Origin of the sequence: Pseudomonas sp. PA27(2017) (assembly GCF_001945445.1) — a bacterium.
Taxonomy (GTDB): domain Bacteria; phylum Pseudomonadota; class Gammaproteobacteria; order Pseudomonadales; family Pseudomonadaceae; genus Aquipseudomonas.
The window spans coordinates 1-18,087 of record NZ_MSXW01000009.1; the positions used below are offsets into that span (position 1 = coordinate 1).

Below are 18,087 nucleotides of genomic sequence, written 5' to 3' on the forward strand. Positions count from 1 at the left end.
GCTACCTCAAGCGTGGGCTCAAGCGAACAGAAGCCCTGACCATCCTGGCCCGTAAACTCGCTCGTATCGCCTTTGCGCTGATGCAGAAGCAGGTCGATTACAACCCCGAAAAAGGGGGATCCTTGACATAGAATCTCCCACAGGATCGGGAGAAGTCATTACACCCGTAGGAGCCCCGACCCGGGGCGAAGCGATCGTGGCCATCCCGTAAAAGCGGCGTCGTGAGTGCTATTCGCCGTGAGGTCACGGCTCCCACAGGATCGGGAGAAGTCATTACACCCGTAGGAGCCCCGACCCGGGGCGAAGCGATCGTGGCCATCCCGCAAAAGCGGCGTCGTGAGTGCCATTCGCCGTGAGGTCACGGCTCCCGCACAAGATAGAGCGCTGTCTGGCGGGGCCGCCAACTCACTGCCGGCCAGGCAAATGCTCGAACAAGCTCCGACACACGCCGGTGATGTGCTGCTCGAGCAGCGCTGCGGCGTGTTCCACGTCCCCGGCCTGGCAGGCGGCGATGATCTCGCGGTGCTCCTGGTCGGCGCGATCCTTGCCCTCGGAAAGGCTCATCTGCAGCCGCAGGTAGCGCTCCAGCTTGTCGTGGATCGAGCGGATCAGGTTGACCAGATAGGGCCGCTGCGCCGGCTCGTAAAGACAGGCGTGCAGCGCCCAGTTGAGTGCAGCCCAGTGGCCGACGTCGTGCTCGCCGATGAACGCTTCGCAGATGCGCTCGGCCTCGGCGAAGGTCGCGTCGCTCATGTTGGGGATCGCCAGGCGCAGCGCCTTGTCCTCGAGCAGGATGCGCACCTCGAACATCTGCGCCAGCTCCGCCTCGGCGATGCGTGTGACCATCGCCCCGCGGTTGCGCTGGAACACCACCAGGCCCTCGGCCTCCAGACGCTTGAGCGCTTCGCGCACGGGAATCTTGCTGACGTTGAACAGCCGGGCGATCTCGTCCTGGCGGATCGGCTCGTCCTCGGCGAAGCGGCCGGCAACGATGGCGTCGCGCAGGTGCCGGGTGATCACCTCCGACGCGGGCGGCACGATACCCAGATTGGGCGCATTTTCAGGGGATAAGGGCAAAATGGCACCTGCCAAACAAGAGCTCCAGGCTCGGTACGAAAAGTACCTGCGCTCGGTGATGCTTCGTTAAAAGTCGGCTGGATTGCCAGCGCAGTCGGAATGCTCATTTACAGCTCGTAAACTCGCGTGCGAGCCCAGTCCGTTCCTCACCGATTTTTGCCTCGCCTGACCTTCGCTCGGAAACTTTTCGTACAGACCCTCGCCATCATATACGAAAGCCCTACAGCGAATTGCCCACGCCACTGAACTGCTCGGCCAGCGCGCCGATCTGCGTGCGCTGGTTGCGCACGAAGTTGAAGAACGCCTGGGCCACCGGCGACAGGTGCTTGCCGCGCGGGTGCAGCACGCACCAGCTGCGCAGCAGTGGCAGCTCGGCCACCGGCAGCTCGCGCAGCAGGCCCAGCTGCAGCTCGCGGCGCACTGCGTGGCGTGGAATCAGCGCCAGGCCCAGACCGGCCAGTACGCCCTCGCGCTGGCCCTCCATGGAGCCGACCTCCTGGATCTGCGCGAAGTGGGCGCGCTTCTGGTGGCAGTACTCCTCGCAGGCGCGGCGTGTACCCGAGCCCGGCTCGCGTACCAGCAGCGGCCAGTCGCAGAGGTCCTGTAATTGCAGGGTCTCGGCCTGGCTCAGCGGATGGTCCGGGGGCGCCACGGCGATGATCGGGTTGTTGAGAAAGGGCAGAAATTCCAGGGCCATGTCCGATGGCACCTGGGACATGATCAACAGGTCGTCGCGGTTGGCGCTCAACCGCCTCACCGCCTGGGTGTGGTTGACCACCGTGAGCTGCAGGCTGACTTCTGGGTGTTCGCGGCGAAAAGCGGCGAAAAGGTGGGGAACGAAGTACTTCGCGCTTGATTCGATTGCCAGGCTCAGTTGCCCTTGTAGCGAGCCCTTGAGATCGGCGAGCTGCATGTCGAGGCTCTCCAGGCGCCCGAAGATGTCCTCGCTGGCCCGCTGCAGCGCTTCGGCAGCTTCGGTCAGGTAGAGCTTCTTGCCCACGTAGTCGAACAGAGGCTGGCCGAGCAGCTCTTCGAGCTGGCGAATCTGCAGGCTCACGGCCGGCTGAGTGAGGGCCATTTCTTCGGCAGCGCGGCTGTAGGAGCGGTGATCGCACACCGAGCGAAATACCTGAAGCTGCCGAAAGGTCATGCGTAACAATGACTTGCGAATTTTATTCACCACTCGGGTGGTTTCTTGTTCGCAGAGCATAAGTTTTTACTTATGCAGAACCCAACAAATATTGATTTTGGTTAATTGTTACAGCGGCGTAGGGTTTGACCAAAGACCGGTCTGGAATCATTCGGTCATATATCGACCCTTCAAGGGTTGCCTGTTCACGTGATCGAGGATGTTGGCTCGTGATCAAGAAAATCCTGATCGCCAACCGTGGCGAGATTGCGGTGCGCATCGTGCGGGCCTGCGCCGAAATGAACATTCGTTCGGTGGCCATCTATTCGGATGCCGACCGTCAGGCGCTGCACGTCAAACGTGCCGATGAGGCCTACGGTATCGGTGACGATCCGCTGGCCGGCTACCTCAACCCGCGCAAGCTGGTGAACCTGGCCGTGGAAACCGGCTGTGATGCGTTGCACCCCGGCTATGGCTTTCTTTCCGAGAATGCCGAGCTGGCGGAAATCTGCGCCGAGCGCGGCATCAAGTTCATCGGCCCGAGCGCCGAGGTCATCCGCCGCATGGGCGACAAGACCGAAGCGCGACGCAGCATGATCAAGGCCGGTGTGCCGGTGACGCCGGGTACTGAAGGCAACGTCGCGGATATCGCCGAGGCGCTGCGCGAAGGTGACCGCATCGGCTACCCGGTCATGCTCAAGGCCACCTCCGGCGGTGGCGGCCGCGGCATTCGCCGCTGCAACAGCCGCGAGGAGCTGGAACAGGCATTCCCGCGGGTAATCTCCGAGGCCACCAAGGCCTTCGGCAGTGCGGAAGTGTTCCTGGAAAAATGCATCGTCAACCCCAAGCACATCGAGGCGCAGATCCTCGCCGACAGCTTCGGCAATACCGTGCACCTGTACGAGCGTGACTGCTCGATCCAGCGGCGCAACCAGAAGCTCATCGAGATCGCCCCCAGCCCGCAGCTCACCCCGGAGCAGCGCGCCTACATTGGCGACCTCGCCGTGCGCGCCGCACAGGCGGTGGGCTACGAGAACGCAGGCACCGTGGAGTTCCTGCTCGCCGAGGGCGAGGTGTACTTCATGGAGATGAATACCCGGGTGCAGGTGGAGCACACCATCACCGAGGAAATCACCGGCATCGATATCGTTCGCGAGCAGATCCGCATCGCCTCGGGCCTGGCGCTGTCGATCAAGCAGGAAGACATCCAGTACCGCGGCTTCGCGCTGCAATTCCGCATCAACGCCGAGGATCCGCGTAACAACTTCCTGCCCTCGTTCGGCAAGATCACCCGTTACTACGCCCCCGGCGGCCCCGGTGTGCGCACCGATACGGCGATCTACACCGGCTACACCATTCCGCCGTACTACGACTCCATGTGCCTGAAGCTGATCGTCTGGGCGCTGACCTGGGAAGAAGCCCTGGCCCGCGGCTCCCGGGCGCTGGACGACATGCGCGTGCAGGGCGTGAAGACCACCGCCACCTACTACCAGCAGATTCTCGCCAACGACGAATTCCGCAGTGGGCGCTTCAACACCAGCTTCGTCGACAACCACCCCGAGCTCTTGAACTACTCGATCAAACGCAAGCCGGGCGAACTGGCCCTGGCCATCGCCGCCGCCATCGCCGCCCATGCCGGCCTGTGAGGAACGCACCATGACAAGAAAGATCACGGTTACCGACACCATCCTGCGTGACGCCCACCAGTCCCTGCTGGCCACCCGCATGCGCACCGAAGACATGCTGCCGATCTGCGACAAGCTCGACAAGGTCGGCTACTGGTCGCTGGAAGTCTGGGGCGGCGCGACCTTCGATGCCTGCGTGCGCTTCCTCAAGGAAGACCCGTGGGAGCGCCTGCGCCAACTGCGCGCGGCGCTGCCCAACACCCGGCTGCAGATGCTCCTGCGTGGCCAGAACCTGCTCGGCTACCGTCACTACAGCGACGACGTGGTGCGTGCCTTCGTCGCCAAGGCGGCGGAAAGCGGCATCGACGTATTCCGCATCTTCGACGCCATGAACGACGTGCGTAACCTGCAGGTGGCCATCGAGGCGGTGAAGGCCAGCGGCAAGCACGCCCAAGGCACCATCGCCTACACCACCAGCCCCGTGCACACCGTCGCGGCCTTCGTCGCACAGGGTAAAGCCATGCAGGCCATGGGTATCGACTCCATCGCCATCAAGGACATGGCCGGCCTGCTCACGCCCTATGCCACCGCCGATCTGGTCAAGGCGCTGAAGGCGGAGATCGACCTGCCGGTATTCATCCACAGTCACGACACCGCGGGCCTGGGCTCGATGTGCCAGCTCAAGGCCGTCGAAGCGGGCGCCGACCACATCGACACGGCCATCTCGAGCTTCGCCTGGGGCACCAGCCACCCAGGCACCGAGTCGATGGTCGCCGCACTCAAGGGCAGCGAATACGACACCGGCCTGGATCTGTCGCTGATCCAGGAAATCGGCATGTACTTCCACGCCGTGCGCAAGAAGTACCACCAGTTCGAAAGCGAATTCACCGCCGTGGACACCCGCGTGCAGGTCAACCAGGTGCCGGGCGGGATGATTTCCAACCTCGCCAACCAGCTCAAGGAGCAGGGCGCGCTGAACCGCATGAACGAAGTGCTGGCGGAGATCCCGCGGGTGCGCGAGGACCTCGGCTTCCCGCCGCTGGTCACGCCGACCTCGCAGATCGTCGGCACCCAGGCGTTCTTCAACGTGCTGGCCGGCGAGCGCTACAAGACCATCACCAACGAAGTGAAGCTCTACCTGCAGGGCGGCTACGGCCAGGCACCGGGCAAGGTCAACGAGCAGCTGCGCAAGCAGGCCATCGGTAATGAAGAGGTGATCGACGTGCGCCCGGCCGACCTGCTCAAGCCGGAAATGGACAAGCTGCGCGGGCAGATCGGCGAGCTGGCCAAGAGCGAGGAAGACGTGCTGACCTTCGCCATGTTCCCGGACATCGGCCGCAAGTTCCTCGAAGAGCGCGAGGCTGGCACCCTGCAACCCGAAGCCCTGCTGCCGATTCCCGATGGCAGCGGCGTGGCGGCGGCCGGCGGTGCGGGCGTGCCGACCGAGTTCATCATCGACGTGCACGGCGAAAGCTACCGCGTGGACATCACCGGCGTCGGCGTGAAGGGCGAGGGCAAGCGCCACTTCTACCTGTCCATCGACGGCATGCCCGAGGAAGTGGTGTTCGAGGCGCTCAACGACTACGTCGCCGGCGGTACCGGCAGCAAACGCCGCAGCGCCAGCGCACCGGGTGACGTGAGCACCAGCATGCCCGGCAACATCGTCGACGTGCTGGTCAAGGAAGGCGACACCGTCAAGGCCGGCCAGGCCGTGCTGATCACCGAAGCGATGAAGATGGAAACCGAAGTGCAGGCGCCAATCGCCGGCACCGTGAAAGCCGTGCACGTGGCCAAGGGCGACCGCGTCAACCCGGGCGAAGTGCTGATCGAAGTCGAAGCCTGATTACCACCGATTAACCTCTGGGGCCGCAAGGCCCCTTTTTTATCTGTCGGCCTCGATATCGTGGGAGTGGGTGGGGAGGCCGAATCTTCTCTAGCCAGTGGGAGCGGGTGGGGACGCCTAGTCCATGCCCGCTAAGCTTTCGGGCGCATGGCGCCCTCCCACAAAGTCGAAGCAGAAAAGATAGAGGAGGGTTCGGTACGCCGTGATCCGGCCAGTCCATTCATCCCGCCGATTGCACGTTCTGACTACGCCGCTGATGGCATAACCTTTTCAGCATTCGATCTAAGCAGCGGCACACCGGGTTACCCGGGACAGGCTAGAATAGCCGACCATTTCAATTGGTCATGCGAAGGTCTATATGAATCTTTCCGTTCCCGCTGCGGCACCGGTCAACCGTCCGGGTACGCCGCTGGTGGCCGTGGCGCTGCTGCTGGCCGGCGCGCTGGCCCTCACCTTCGCGGTCAGCGGGCGTCAGGCGTTGTTGTTCATCGTCGGTGGTGCGCTGGGCCTGGTGCTCTATCACGCGGCGTTCGGCTTCACGTCGGCCTGGCGCGTGCTGCTCAACGAGCGCCGTGGCGCAGGCCTGCGTGCGCAGATGGTGATGCTGGCCATCGCCGTGCTGCTGTTCTTCCCGGCGCTGTCGGCAGGTACCTTGTTCGGTACACCGGTCAAGGGGCTGGTGGCGCCAGCGGGTACCTCGGTGATCGTCGGCGCCTTCATCTTCGGCATCGGCATGCAGCTGGGCGGCGGTTGCGCATCCGGCACGCTGTTCACCGTGGGCGGCGGCAACGCGCGGATGCTGGTGACCCTGCTGTTCTTCATCATCGGCGGCGTGGTCGCTACCCATCACCTGGAGTGGTGGTCGGCACTGCCGAGCCTGCCGCCGACCTCCATCGTCACCAGCCTGGGCCTGGTGCCGGCGCTGGTCGTCAGCCTGGCGCTGTTCGCCGCCATCGCGGCATTGAGCGCGCGCCTGGAGTTGCGCCGTCACGGCAGCCTGGAGCGAGCGGCGTCGAGCGAGCATCAGGGCTGGCAGCGTTTCCTGCGTGGCCCCTGGCCGCTGATCTGGGGCGCGGTGCTGCTGGCGCTGCTCAACTTCGCCACCCTGGCGCTGGCCGGGCGCCCCTGGGGTATCACCTCGGCGTTCGCGCTGTGGGGCGCCAAGGTGTTGCAGGGCGGCGGCGTCGAGGTATCGTCCTGGGCGTTCTGGCAGCAGCCGGCCAATGCCCAGGCGCTGGCTGCGCCGCTGTGGGAAGACATCACCACGGTGATGGACATCGGCATCGTCATCGGTGCGCTGCTGGCTGCCGGCCTGGCCGGGCGCTTTGCGCCGAACCTGAATATCCCGTTGCGTTCGCTGGTGGCAGCGGTGATCGGCGGCCTCCTGCTCGGTTACGGCTCGCGCCTGGCCTATGGCTGCAACATCGGCGCCTACTTCAGTGGCATCGCTTCCGGCAGCCTTCACGGCTGGTTGTGGCTAGTGGCGGCGTTCGTCGGTAACGGCGTGGGCGTGCGCCTGCGGCCTTTCTTCTTCCCGGGCGAGCGCCGCGAGGCGAAGCTGACGGGATGCTGACAGCACGCCCTGCGAGGCCGGCCGCGCTGCTCATTGGCGTGCTGCTGGCCTTTGCCTTGGGTGGTTGCCAGTCGCCGCAAGAGCGGCTTGGCGGGCTTGCCGACCAGCACCAGCAGCGCTTGCAAACGCTCGACAGTCAACCTTTCCCGTTACTGCTCGGCGCACCGGTCCAGGCGCCGGCAGCGGTGCGTATGCGCGTTTATCTGGAAGGCGACGGTCAGGCCTGGGCGACGCCGTCGCAGCCCAGCCTCGATCCCTCGCCGCGCGATCTGCTGGTGGCGCGCCTGGCATTCAGCGATCCGACGCCCAGCCTGTACCTGGCGCGGCCCTGCCAGTTCGTCACCGCGCCGGGGTGCGCCGCAAGCCTGTGGACAAGTCGGCGCTTCGGCAGTGACGTGCTGCGCAGCCTCGACGGCGCGCTCGATCTGATCAAGGCGCGCTACGGCAACCAGACGTTCGAACTGGTCGGCTATTCCGGCGGCGCCGCGCTGGCCCTACTGCTGGCCGCGCGACGCGATGACGTCACCAGCGTGCAAACCCTCGCCGGCAACCTCAGCCCACGCTACTGGGTACAGCTGCGGCAGCTAAGCCCCCTTGAGGGTTCGCTGGAGCCGCTGGATTACCGCGAGCGGCTGCGCGCCGTTACCCAGCGGCACCTGGCCGGCGACGCGGATAGCGTGGTGCCGGCTGGCGTACTGCATCACTATCTGGATGGCCTCGGTGAAGTGCGCTGCGTGCAAACCGTCAGCCTGGCGCAGGTATCCCACCACACGGGCTGGGAGCAGGCCTGGGCGACCTGGCGTTCACAGCCGATAGCGTGCAACGACTGATTGTCTGGTTAGTGGCGCCGGGGCGCGCCGATCACCTGTGCGAATCCCGTCGCGCAGCTGAATTGCCTGTTTTTTCCGGCCCTTTCGCGGCGAAGTTGTTATAGCCTTGCCGACCTGGCAACAATCGCCGCCGTTGCAATCGATTGATTCGCTTAAACATTTTGTTACGCCCTTGGGGCTGTGACAGACCATCCGACGTTGCACGGACGCATCTGCGTTCACTCGCTCGGCACCCGGCTCCACCCGCCAGGGCGCCTTCCTGCCGGCCACGAGCCGCACTGGACAGAACAACAAGGACACCCGCCATGGATCAATTTCTCGCTGTGCTCACGGCCATCAGCAGTTTCATCTGGGGGCCGTTTCTGCTCATCCCCCTGTTGTTGCTGACCGGTCTGTACCTGACCATCCGCCTGCGTGGCATCCAGTTTCGCGTGCTCGGCCATGCCTTCTGGCTGGCCTTCGTCAAGCGCAAGGAAAAGGGCGACGTACCCGGTGACGTTTCCCACTACCAGGCCCTGGCCACCGCACTGGCGGCGACCATCGGCGTCGGCAACATCGCCGGGGTGGCCACGGCCATCGGCATCGGCGGCCCCGGCGCGTTGTTCTGGATGTGGATGACCGGCCTGGTCGGTATGGCCACCAAGTACTCGGAAGCCCTGCTGGGCGTGAAGTACCGGGTCACCGATGCCAAGGGCGAGCAAAGTGGCGGGCCGATGTATTACCTGACCCGAGGCGTGGGCGGCACTCTGGGCAAGACCCTGGGCATCGCCTTCGCGATCTTCGGTGCGATCGCTTCGTTCGGCATCGGCAACATGGTTCAAGCCAACACGGCGGCCCATCAGTTGCAGGACACCTGGGGCATTTCGCCGACGCTCAGCGGCCTGGTGCTGGCCATCGGTACTGCGGTGGTGATCATCGGCGGCATCAAGAGCATCGGCCGTTTCGCCGCCGGCGTGGTGCCGGTGATGATCGTGCTGTACATCATCAGCAACGTCGCTGTGCTGGTGGTGTTCGCCGATCGCCTGCCGGATGCCATCGCTCTGGTGTTCACCGATGCCTTCAGCGGTAGCGCGGCAGCCGGTGGTTTCCTTGGCTCGAGCATCATCCTGGCGGTGCAGATGGGCGTGGCCCGCGGCATCTTCTCCAACGAGTCGGGCCTGGGTACCGGCGCGATCGCGGCGGCTGCGGCGAAGACCGACAAGCCGGTGCGCCAGGCCATGGTGTCGATGACCCAGACCTTTCTCGACACTCTGGTGATGGTCACCTTTACCGCGCTGGCGATCATCGTCACCGGCGCCTGGACCCAGGAAGGCCTGAAAGGCGCGCCGATGACCGCCTGGGCGCTGGAACAGGGCCTGGGCGGCGGCTGGGGCATCTACACGGTGACCATCGGTGTGCTGGTCTATGCCTATACCACCATTCTCGGCTGGTCCTACTACGGCGAGCGCTGCATGGAGCGCCTGATGGGCCGCGTGGCGGTAATGCCGTACCGGCTGATCTTCTCGGCGGTGGTGTTCGTTGGCGCGGTGACCTCGCTGGAAGTGGTGTGGACCTTCTCCGACATCGCCAACGGCCTGATGGCGCTGCCCAACCTGATCGGCCTGTTGCTACTCTCCGGCGTCGTGGTCAAGGAAACCCGCGACTACATGAGCCGCAAGAACTGGAAGACCGAGGACTGACGACCCGTAGGGTGGATCACGCTTCATCGATCCACCGTTGCGCTGGATGTGAAAAACGACGTCCATCCTGCGAGGCTACGAACTCGCCAATGCAAACGCCCCGCTGGTCAGCGGGGCGTTTTCGTTCTGCGGCTCAGGATCACAAGCCGCAGACGCTGCCGTCGCTGCGCGGGTCGGCGGCGCCTTCCAGCACGCCATCGGGGTGGCGCAGCAGGGCGCCGGCATGGCCCATGGTGTCGCTGAAGGCTTCGTCCAGCACGTCGACGACATGCCCAGCCTGGCGCAACCGCTCGACCAGCTCGGCCGGGAAGCGGCTCTCCAGCTTCAGCGTGGTGCTGACATCGCCCCAGGTGCGGCCCAGCAGCCAGCGCGGCGCACTGACCGCTGCCTGCAGGTCACTGCCCAGGCGGTAGCGGCTGAAGATCGCCGCCTGGGTCTGCGGCTGGCCTTCGCCGCCCATGGTGCCGTAGCTCAGGGTTCGGCCATCGTCGAACAGCGCCAGGGCCGGGTTGAGCGTGTGGAAGGGTTTGCGGCCCGGTTCCAGGGTCTGCAGCGCGGCGGGATCGAGGGAGAAACTGATGCCGCGGTTCTGCCAGGCCACACCGGTGGACGGCAGCACCACGCCGGAGCCGAACTCCCAGTACACGCTCTGGATGAAACTCACTGCGCGGCCTTCGGCATCGATGCAACCCATCCAGATGGTGTCGCCCGGCTGCGCCGGTTGCGGCCAGGCCAGCGCCTGTCGTGGATCGATCCTGTCGGCCAGACGCTGCAGGTTGGCGTCGGCCAGCAGGCTCTGCGGATCTTCCGGCACGCGGCGCGGGTCGGTCACCACGCGGTCGCGAATCAGAAACGCCTGCTTGGTCGATTCGACCAGCCCGTGCACATGGGCGAAACTTTCGGCCTGTTCGATGCCGAGCTTCTCGAAGATGCCAAGGATCAGCAGCGAAGCCAGGCCCTGGGTCGGCGGTGGCATGTTGTACAGGGTGGCATCGCCCAGCCGCACGCTCAGTGGTTCGACGACGCGGGCCCGGTAGCCCTGCAGGTCGGCCAGGCGCAGCGGGCTGCCCAGGCGCTCGAGGTCGGCGGCCATGCGCTCTGCCAACTCGCCCCGGTAGAAGTCGTCCAGGCCGGCGTCGGCGAGGCGCTGCAGGGTGTCGGCCAGGGCCGGCTGACGCAGCAGGTCGCCTTCGTGCGGTGGCTGGCCCTCGCGCAGATAGACCTCGGCAAAGCCCGGCACGTCGTGCAGCTCGGCCAGCTTGGCGCGAGTCAGGTGCGCCTGGCTACGGCTGACCACGATGCCGCGCCGGGCGTGGCCGATGGCATCGGCGAGCAGCTCGGGCAGCGCCCGCTGCGGCTGCCAATGGGCGGTGCGTACCAGGGCCTCGGCCCAGCCGCCAACGGTGCCCGCCACGGTCAGCGCAGCCAGTGGGCCGCGGCTGGGGATCTGCGTGTGGCCGGCGTAGAAATCGCGATCGGCCAGGGCCGCGCTGCTGCCGCAGGCATCGATGGCGATGGGCTGCTTGCCTGGTTCGTGGATCAGCCAGAAACCGTCGCCACCGATGGCATTCATGTGCGGATAGACCACCGCGATGGTGGCCGCCGCTGCGACCATCGCTTCCACGGCGCTGCCGCCAGCCTTGAGCACGTCGCGCCCGGCCTGGGCGGCGAGATGGTGGGGCGCAACGAACAGGCCGCCGGTGGCGTGGGTGCTCTTGAGCATGGGTGAGAGTTCCTTGTTGTAGTTGGGCTGCAGCGATCATAGCGTCCGCAGCCCTTGGAAGATCTACTACCAACCGATAGCGGCAGGCAGCCAGGTAGCCAGTTGTGGGAAACAGAACACCACGGCCACGGCGAGCATCTGCAGGAACACGTAAGGCAGGGCGCCGATGTAGATGTCTTTCGTGCTGATCCCTGGTGGCGCCACGCCCTTGAGAAAGAACAGCGCCCAGCCAAAGGGCGGTGTGAGGAACGACATCTGCAGGTTCAGCGCCACCAGGATGCCCAGCCATACCAGGTCGGTATCGTAGGCGATGAACACCGGCAGGAACATCGGCAGGGCGATGTAGGAGATCTCGATCCATTCGAGAAAGAAGCCGAGCACGAACAGCACCGCCATGAGGAACAGAATCGCCCCCAGTTCGCCGCCTGGCAGCATGGTGAACAGATCGTGTACCAGCGCCTCGCCACCGAGGCCGCGGAAGGCCAGGGAGAACGGCTGCGAGCAGAGCAGGATCAGGAAGATCATCGCGCTGATGGTCAGGGTGCCGTGCAGGGTGGCCTTCAGCGTTGGCCAACTCAAGCGACCTGAAAGCGCCGCGATTAGCAACGCGCCGAGTGCGCCCATGGAGGCCGCTTCGGTAGGCGCCGCGACGCCGCCGATGATCGAGCCGAGCACCGCCATCACCAGCAGCAAAGGTGGCAGCACGCTGCGCGCCATGTCCTTGAGCAGTTGCTTGCGGCTGGTCAGGGCACGTTCCTCGGCGGGAATCGCCGGCACCCAGTCCGGGCGCAGCCAGCCGAGCAGTAGCATGTAGGCGACGTAGATCAACGCCAGCACCAGGCTGGGAATGAAGGCCGCAGCGAAGATCGACCCCACCGACTGGCCGAGGATATCGGCCAGCAGGATCAGCACCAGGCTCGGCGGGATGATCTGCCCGAGGGTGCCGGAGGCGCAGATGGTGCCGCAGGCTACGGTCTTGTTGTAGCCGCGACGCAGTAGGGTAGGCAGGGTCAGCAGGCCGATGGTCACCACGGTGGCACCGACGATACCGGTGGAGGCGCCAAGCAGCACGCCGACCAGAATGATCGCCAAGCCCATGCCGCCGTTCAGGCCGCCCATGGCGCGGCCAATCGTATCGAGCATGTCCTCGGCGACCCGGGATTTCTCCAGCATCACCCCCATGAAGGTGAACAAGGGTATCGCCAGCAGTGTGTAGTTGCTGACCACCCCGAACATGCGTGCCGGCAGCAGCGCGAAAAGCATCGGGCCGAAGCCGGCCATGCCGGCCACGAAACCCGAAACGGCCAGGGAAATGGCCACCGGCACACCTGCCATCATCATGGCGAAGAAGCCGAAGACCATGGCGATGGCCAACCATTCGTTGGGGCTCATGCGCGCACCTCCCGTGCGGGTGATGGCTGCAGCAGGGTGCACAGAGCCCGCAGGCTATCGGCTACACCCTGCAGGCCGAACAGGCCGAAGCCCAGCGGCAGGAAGGCCTTGACCAGGAAGCGATAGGGTAGGCCGCCCGGATCGGGTGAGCCTTCGCCCATGTTGTAGGATTGCAGGGTGTACTTGAGTGCCAGGTGAGCGATGTAGAAGCCGATTGCCGCCGTGGCGATGCCGCTGAACAGGTCGACCGCTGCTCTGGTCTTCACGCTGAATTTCTCGTAGAGAAAATCCACCCGCACGTCCTGGCGATGCTTGAGGGTGTAGGCGATGCCGAGCAGGGCGATGGGCGAAATCAGGTACCACTCCAACTCCTGCAGCGCGACCGGGCTGAAGTCGAACAGGTAGCGCATCAGCACGTCGAACGACACCAGCAGGACCAGCAGCAATACACAGCCGCGTGCCAGCCTCCCCAGTGCCTCGACCAGCCCCTCGATTCGGGTGACGAGTGCCATCATGATTCGCCCATCCCGATTTCCATGAACGCCTTCTCGCCCACGGACGCCCAGGACACGTACTGCTTGCGGAAGGCGAAGAAGTGCTCGTAGATCTTCTTCGTCGCCGGGTCGCTCGCCGCCATGCTCGACAGGGTGTCGCGGGTGACTTCGTGCAGGCGCTTGATGACGTCGTCCGGCAGCGGCCGGGCGATCACGCCCTGGTTGCCCACCAGGTCCTGCATGGCTTCGGCGTTGACCGCATCGCACCACGACCAACTGTCGACGTTGCAGGCCTGGGCGCAGAACCGCACGATGGCCTGCAGGTCGGCCGGCAGGCTGTCCCAGGCCTGCTGGTTGATGATCAGCTCGGTGACGTTGGTTGGCTCGTGCCAGCCAGTGGTGTAGTAATTCTTGGCGGCCTTGTGCAGGCCCATGCGGCGATCCTGGTAGGGGCCGACGAACTCGGCGGCGTCGATCACGCCCCGCTCCAGGGCTGGGAATATCTCGCCGCCGGGCAGCAGACGCACGGCCACGCCCAGTTCGCTGTAGACCTTGCCGGCTAGCCCTGCGATGCGCATCTTCAAACCTTTCAGGCTGTCGACGTTTTCCAGGGGCTGGCGGAACCAGCCGGTCATCTGCGTGCCGGTGTTGCCCATGGGCATCGGTACCAGGCCATGGGGCGCGTAGAGCTCTTCCCAGAGCTTGAGGCCGCCGCCGTTGTACAGCCAGGCGTTCATGCCCTGGGTGTTCATGCCGAACGGCACGGCGGTGAAGAACTGCGCGGCAGGAATCTTGCCGGCCCAGAAGAAGGCGTTGGCGGCGTTCATTTCCACCATGCCGCTGGCCACCGCATCGAAGCCCTCCAGCGCCGGGATCAGCTCGCCGGCTGCGAAGTGCTGGATCTTCAGGCGGCCGCCAGACATTTCCTCGACGCGCTTGCAGAAGTCGGTCGGGCTACCCGGGCCCTGCACGTAGAAGGGTGAGCCCGGTGCATAAGCGTTGGTCATCTTCCAGTTGAAGGTCTTGCCGCTGACGGCAGCACTGGCCACGCCGCTGGCACCCAGTGCCAGGCCTGCGCCGGCTGCAAGGGCGCTGGCGCCGATGAAATTTCGTCGATTGAGGCTCATGGGATTCTCCTTTCACTGTGGCCATTGCGACGGGCGTTTGCCTGCCGGATGTAAAGTCGTTACCGAGAGCCTTCAGCAACAGCCATGCCAGGAGAAAATTATTTTAAGCCTATGATTTTAAATGGATTTAATGATTTTTTCGGTTTGCCTTCCAAAAGCCCGGCGCACACAAAACAAGCGTGGCGCAGGTTCGGGAGGTGACGAAACGGTAACCGCAGCAGGGAGTACTGAACATTTGTCAGGTCACGCCTGCTGTCCGGGTTCGTTCCGTCGAGCAGGGCCTTGGTGAGCGTGCGAATGTCATTTGTGCACCAAAACGCATCGGCGGCACGCTTTTGACGCAGTGCGCAGTGAGGTTACAGGCGTGCGCCGCCACGCCGATGTTTGACCCGGGTCATCAGCGCCTTGCAGTCCACCGTGAGAATCTCCGGGTGGTTGAAGATGTGCTGGCGCACGAAAGCGTCGAAGGTTTCGTAACTGTCGGTCAGGGTGTGGATGTGCAGGCTTTTCAAGTCGCTCATGATGTACAGGCTCACCACTTCGCGGGTGGCCGATAGCCGTTCGGCGACCGCCTCTATGGCATGCGGCGCGACGGTGAGGTCGACGAAGGTGGAGATGCCCTTGCCGAGCTTTTCCGGGTTGACCACGGCGGTGAATTTCTCGATTACGCCGCTTTCTACCAAGGCTTGCACGCGGGTGCGGGCGTGGGCGCGAGAGATGTTCAGCTGGCGGGCGATGTCGGCGAACGAGGTGCGCGAATCCTTGATCAGGATGTTCAGCAGGGCGTTATCGAGTTTGTTCATGGCGCACTCTGTCGGTGGTTGAGGCCCACAGAGATGCGGATTGTGTGCCAGCCGGTGTTCAGAACAGTTTGCGGTACTGCTCGAACCCTGAGCGTTCGCCGATGCGCTCGTACAGCAGTTTGGCCTTGGCGTTGGTTTCGTGGGTCAGCCAGTGCACCCGCGAGCAGCCGGCCTGGGCGGCCTCGGCGTAGACGTGTTCGATCAACTGGCGGCCGATGCCGTTGCCGCGCACGTCCTTGCCGATGAACAGATCCTGCAAGTAGCAATAGTCGCCGGTCGTCCAGCAGGAGCGGTGGTAGATCCAGTGCACCAGACCGATCGCCTCGCCGTCGCGCCAAGCCAGGGCGGCGAACATCGGTTCGCTTGGGTCGAGGAAGCGCTGCCAGGTCAGGTCGCTGGTCGCGGCGTCGATCTCGGTCATGTAGAAGCGCTGGTAGCCCTGCCAGAGCGGCAGCCAGGCAGCATGGTCGGCGGCGCTGACAGCGCGGATGTCCACGGGAATGCGAACGGTCATCGGCAGGTCTCCTGAAAGTCGGTCGAGGGTCATCCTGCGTGGTGACGCCGTTCACCGCAAGCGCAGTGGCTCAGCAGATGACCAGTTGCCCGTTCGGCCACTCACCGTCCCAGCCGCAGGGGATATGCCCGGCCTCGTAAACCTTGATCAGGCTGTCGAAGAACAGCGGCTGCAGGAGCACATCGCGGTAGGCGGCTTCCATCAGATAGGCGTGCAGGATCCATTGCAGGTCGTCGAGGGTGGCGTTATTGGCGAGGGCGACCGGTAATTTCTGCCACAGCGGCTGCAACGCCGTCTTGGCCTGGCCGGCCAGCTCGTTCCAGGCTTGATATTGTCCCGGATGCAGACGCGCCAGGCGGCCGGTGACGGCGTTGCGCGCCTCCAGCGTAGTGGCTTCCCAGGCGTCGCTGGCCAGCGATGAGCCAAGCTCGCCCTGGTCGATCTGGCGCACGCCGGCAAGCGACGCAGGTTTGCCGATATTGGCGAGCCAGTCGATGCGCAGCAGGCGCTCGATGGCGGCGGCGGGTATCTGCATGCTCATCGCCCGTTCAGGTAGGCCTTGCCGTAGTGCCGCTCCAGGCGCGCCTGGATCAGCTCCAGGCCGATCGACAGCAGCCAGTAGATCACCGCCGCGGTGGTCAGCATCTCGATGTAGCGGTACGACGAGCGGCCGTAGGACTGGGCCAGGAACATCACTTCCCAGACGCCCATCACCGAGATCAGCGACGAGTCCTTGAGCATCGAGATGAACTGGCTGGTGGTCGGCGGAATGATGGTGCGCATCGCCTGGGGCAGGGTCACCCGCCAGAAGATCACCAACGGCTTGAGGCCCAGGGCCAGGGAGGCTTCGCGCTGGCCGGGCGGCACGCCGAGCAGGCCGGCGCGGAAGATTTCGCTCAGATAAGCACCGTAGTTCAGCGAAAGGGCGATGATCCCGGCGGTGACTGCGCCCGGCACCAGGCCCAGCTGCGGCAGCCCCAGGTAGATCAGCAGGATCTGGATCAGCAGTGGCGTACCGCGAAAGAACGAGGCGTAGAAGGTGGCGATGCCGAACGCCACGGCGCTTTTCGACAGGCGCGCCAGAGCGGTGACGAAGCCCAGCGCCAGGGACGCCCAGATCGAGCAGAAGCACAGGAACAGGGTCAGCGCCGCGCCCTGCAGAAAGCCGTTGGGCGCCAGACTGGTACCCAGCAGGTTGGGCAGCTTGTCGAGGATGATCGAGAACTTCAGGTCGAAGCTCAGGAAGAACGCCACGCACAGGGCGAACATGATCGCCCAGGTGACATACAGGCGGGTGCGAAAACCGAACAGGCGCTGCAGCAACGACTCGCCCGCCTGGGGCGGCGGGCGAAGGGTTTCAGGTGGAGGCGTCATTGGCTGATATCGGAACCGATCCACTTTTTGGAGATGGCCGCCAGGGTACCGTCCTGGCGCAGCTCTGCGAAGACGCTCTCGACCTTGGCGCGCCACTCGGCGTCGTCCTTCTCGATGGCCACGGCATTGGGTTCGGCGTACAGCGCGTCGCCCGCCAGCTTGAAGCGCTTGTCCTGATCAATGCGCGGCTGAGCGGTCACCAGGTTGGTGAGGATGGCGTCCAGGCGTACGCCGGCGCCCAGGGCCAGGTCATGGAACGCCACGGTGTCGTTGTCGTAGGGCGCGACCTGCACGGCGTCGAAGGGGTAGGTCAGCGGCTTGTCTTCGGCGCCTTCGATGATCAGGTCCTTGTTCAGGTAGCCCTCGTAGGAGGAGGCACTGGTGACGCCGACCTTCAGGCCCGAGAGATCCTTGGCCGAGTGGATGCGCTCGTCGTTGGCGTTGACCACGATCACCGCCGGCGATGCGTAATAGGTCACCGGGAAGTCGAACACCTGGGCGCGTGCCTGGCTGGGCGTCATCGAGCAGATGCAGATGTCGTAGCGGCCGTTCCAGCGACCCGCGGCGATCACGTCCCAGGACGGCGTTTCCAGGCGCAGCTTGACGCCCAGCTTGTCGGCCACGGCCTTGGCGACATCGACGTCGAAGCCATCGAGCTGGTTCTGATCGTTGAGAAAAGAGAACGGAGGATAGTTTTCCATCAGCACGTTGACCAGCTCGCCGTTCTTCTCGATACGGTCGAGGGTGGGGCCGGCCAGGGCCAGATTGCAGACGGAGGCGAGGGTCAGGCCGAGGGCGGCGAGCAGGGTGGTTTTCACGGAAATCCTTGGGCGCGAAAAAGGTTGTGAGCGGCAATTTCGGCGTATTAAATAGTTATAACTAGGTGCATCCAAATGAATTGAAT

General features: G+C 64.6%; 16 protein-coding genes. 5 read left to right on the forward strand and 11 right to left on the reverse strand.

Translation table 11 applies throughout. From position 1 onward, the window contains the following. Positions 1-405: 405 nt before the first annotated feature. The gene (locus BVH06_RS03770; protein ID WP_075933346.1) at positions 406-1,077 is read right to left on the reverse strand and encodes a GntR family transcriptional regulator; all 672 of its coding nucleotides are present in this window, start codon (positions 1,075-1,077) and stop codon (positions 406-408) included. A 220-nt stretch (positions 1,078-1,297) separates the two neighbouring features. Continuing rightward, on the reverse strand, positions 1,298-2,248 hold the full coding sequence (locus BVH06_RS03775; protein WP_075933347.1) for a LysR family transcriptional regulator: 951 nt from the start codon (positions 2,246-2,248) through the stop codon (positions 1,298-1,300). A gap of 188 nt (positions 2,249-2,436) precedes the next feature. Between BVH06_RS03775 and BVH06_RS03780 the strand changes: the two genes are divergently transcribed. From BVH06_RS03780 to BVH06_RS03800, 5 genes are all read left to right on the forward strand, one after another. Beyond that, positions 2,437-3,852, forward strand: a complete 1,416-nt coding sequence (locus BVH06_RS03780) for an acetyl-CoA carboxylase biotin carboxylase subunit (RefSeq protein WP_075933257.1) — start codon at positions 2,437-2,439, stop codon at positions 3,850-3,852. A gap of 10 nt (positions 3,853-3,862) precedes the next feature. Continuing rightward, positions 3,863-5,674 carry a sodium-extruding oxaloacetate decarboxylase subunit alpha gene (gene oadA / locus BVH06_RS03785; RefSeq protein ID WP_075928926.1) on the forward strand — a complete coding sequence of 604 codons (1,812 nt, stop codon included), beginning with the start codon at positions 3,863-3,865 and terminating at the stop codon, positions 5,672-5,674. A 358-nt stretch (positions 5,675-6,032) separates the two neighbouring features. Further along, positions 6,033-7,247 (forward strand): YeeE/YedE family protein, encoded by a 1,215-nt coding sequence (locus BVH06_RS03790; RefSeq protein ID WP_075933258.1) that lies wholly within the window; start codon positions 6,033-6,035, stop codon positions 7,245-7,247. Next, positions 7,241-8,077 (forward strand): alpha/beta hydrolase, encoded by an 837-nt coding sequence (locus tag BVH06_RS03795; RefSeq protein ID WP_075933259.1) that lies wholly within the window; start codon positions 7,241-7,243, stop codon positions 8,075-8,077. Before BVH06_RS03790 ends, BVH06_RS03795 begins: the two co-directional genes overlap by 7 nt. Positions 8,078-8,382: 305 nt before the next feature. After that, positions 8,383-9,756, forward strand: coding sequence for a sodium:alanine symporter family protein (locus BVH06_RS03800; RefSeq protein ID WP_075933260.1), 1,374 nt, complete (start codon positions 8,383-8,385; stop codon positions 9,754-9,756). Positions 9,757-9,895: 139 nt separating this feature from the next. Here the strand turns inward: BVH06_RS03800 and BVH06_RS03805 are convergent, their stop codons facing one another. The 9 genes from BVH06_RS03805 to BVH06_RS03845 all read right to left on the reverse strand — a co-directional run bounded on the left by BVH06_RS03805 (position 9,896) and on the right by BVH06_RS03845 (position 18,001). Then, positions 9,896-11,479: a gamma-glutamyltransferase family protein gene (locus tag BVH06_RS03805; RefSeq protein ID WP_075933261.1), complete on the reverse strand. Its 1,584-nt coding sequence runs from the start codon at positions 11,477-11,479 to the stop codon at positions 9,896-9,898. 66 nt (positions 11,480-11,545) lie between these two features. Further along, positions 11,546-12,871, reverse strand: a complete 1,326-nt coding sequence (locus BVH06_RS03810; protein ID WP_075928921.1) for a TRAP transporter large permease subunit — start codon at positions 12,869-12,871, stop codon at positions 11,546-11,548. Next, positions 12,868-13,386: a TRAP transporter small permease subunit gene (locus tag BVH06_RS03815; protein ID WP_075933262.1), complete on the reverse strand. Its 519-nt coding sequence runs from the start codon at positions 13,384-13,386 to the stop codon at positions 12,868-12,870. The genes BVH06_RS03810 and BVH06_RS03815 overlap by 4 nt, the downstream gene beginning before the upstream one ends. Next, positions 13,383-14,492, reverse strand: coding sequence for a TRAP transporter substrate-binding protein (locus tag BVH06_RS03820; protein ID WP_075933263.1), 1,110 nt, complete (start codon positions 14,490-14,492; stop codon positions 13,383-13,385). The genes BVH06_RS03815 and BVH06_RS03820 overlap by 4 nt, the downstream gene beginning before the upstream one ends. A gap of 356 nt (positions 14,493-14,848) precedes the next feature. Further along, the gene (locus BVH06_RS03825; RefSeq protein ID WP_075928918.1) at positions 14,849-15,295 is read right to left on the reverse strand and encodes an Lrp/AsnC family transcriptional regulator; all 447 of its coding nucleotides are present in this window, start codon (positions 15,293-15,295) and stop codon (positions 14,849-14,851) included. 58 nt (positions 15,296-15,353) lie between these two features. Further along, entirely contained in the window at positions 15,354-15,809 is a 456-nt protein-coding gene (locus tag BVH06_RS03830; RefSeq protein WP_177344593.1) for a GNAT family N-acetyltransferase, read from the reverse strand. Positions 15,810-15,879: 70 nt separating this feature from the next. Next, the gene (locus BVH06_RS03835; RefSeq protein WP_075933348.1) at positions 15,880-16,344 is read right to left on the reverse strand and encodes a hypothetical protein; all 465 of its coding nucleotides are present in this window, start codon (positions 16,342-16,344) and stop codon (positions 15,880-15,882) included. 2 nt (positions 16,345-16,346) lie between these two features. Next, entirely contained in the window at positions 16,347-17,183 is an 837-nt protein-coding gene (locus tag BVH06_RS03840) for an amino acid ABC transporter permease (RefSeq protein ID WP_075933264.1), read from the reverse strand. Continuing rightward, positions 17,180-18,001: an ABC transporter substrate-binding protein gene (locus BVH06_RS03845; protein ID WP_075933265.1), complete on the reverse strand. Its 822-nt coding sequence runs from the start codon at positions 17,999-18,001 to the stop codon at positions 17,180-17,182. Before BVH06_RS03845 ends, BVH06_RS03840 begins: the two co-directional genes overlap by 4 nt. Positions 18,002-18,087: the final 86 nt, after the last annotated feature.

Bases quoted from the DNA above. Each gene is read 5' to 3' on its own strand.
- BVH06_RS03820 (WP_075933263.1), bottom strand. From the start codon at position 14,492: ATGAGCCTCAATCGACGAAATTTCATCGGCGCCAGCGCCCTTGCAGCC.
- BVH06_RS03825 (WP_075928918.1), bottom strand. From the start codon at position 15,295: ATGAACAAACTCGATAACGCCCTGCTGAACATCCTGATCAAGGATTCG.
- BVH06_RS03800 (WP_075933260.1), top strand. From the start codon at position 8,383: ATGGATCAATTTCTCGCTGTGCTCACGGCCATCAGCAGTTTCATCTGG.
- oadA (WP_075928926.1), top strand. From the start codon at position 3,863: ATGACAAGAAAGATCACGGTTACCGACACCATCCTGCGTGACGCCCAC.
- BVH06_RS03790 (WP_075933258.1), top strand. From the start codon at position 6,033: ATGAATCTTTCCGTTCCCGCTGCGGCACCGGTCAACCGTCCGGGTACG.
- BVH06_RS03805 (WP_075933261.1), bottom strand. From the start codon at position 11,479: ATGCTCAAGAGCACCCACGCCACCGGCGGCCTGTTCGTTGCGCCCCAC.
- BVH06_RS03815 (WP_075933262.1), bottom strand. From the start codon at position 13,386: ATGATGGCACTCGTCACCCGAATCGAGGGGCTGGTCGAGGCACTGGGG.
- BVH06_RS03795 (WP_075933259.1), top strand. From the start codon at position 7,241: ATGCTGACAGCACGCCCTGCGAGGCCGGCCGCGCTGCTCATTGGCGTG.
- BVH06_RS03810 (WP_075928921.1), bottom strand. From the start codon at position 12,871: ATGAGCCCCAACGAATGGTTGGCCATCGCCATGGTCTTCGGCTTCTTC.
- BVH06_RS03835 (WP_075933348.1), bottom strand. From the start codon at position 16,344: ATGCAGATACCCGCCGCCGCCATCGAGCGCCTGCTGCGCATCGACTGG.
- BVH06_RS03830 (WP_177344593.1), bottom strand. From the start codon at position 15,809: ATGACCGTTCGCATTCCCGTGGACATCCGCGCTGTCAGCGCCGCCGAC.
- BVH06_RS03840 (WP_075933264.1), bottom strand. From the start codon at position 17,183: ATGACGCCTCCACCTGAAACCCTTCGCCCGCCGCCCCAGGCGGGCGAG.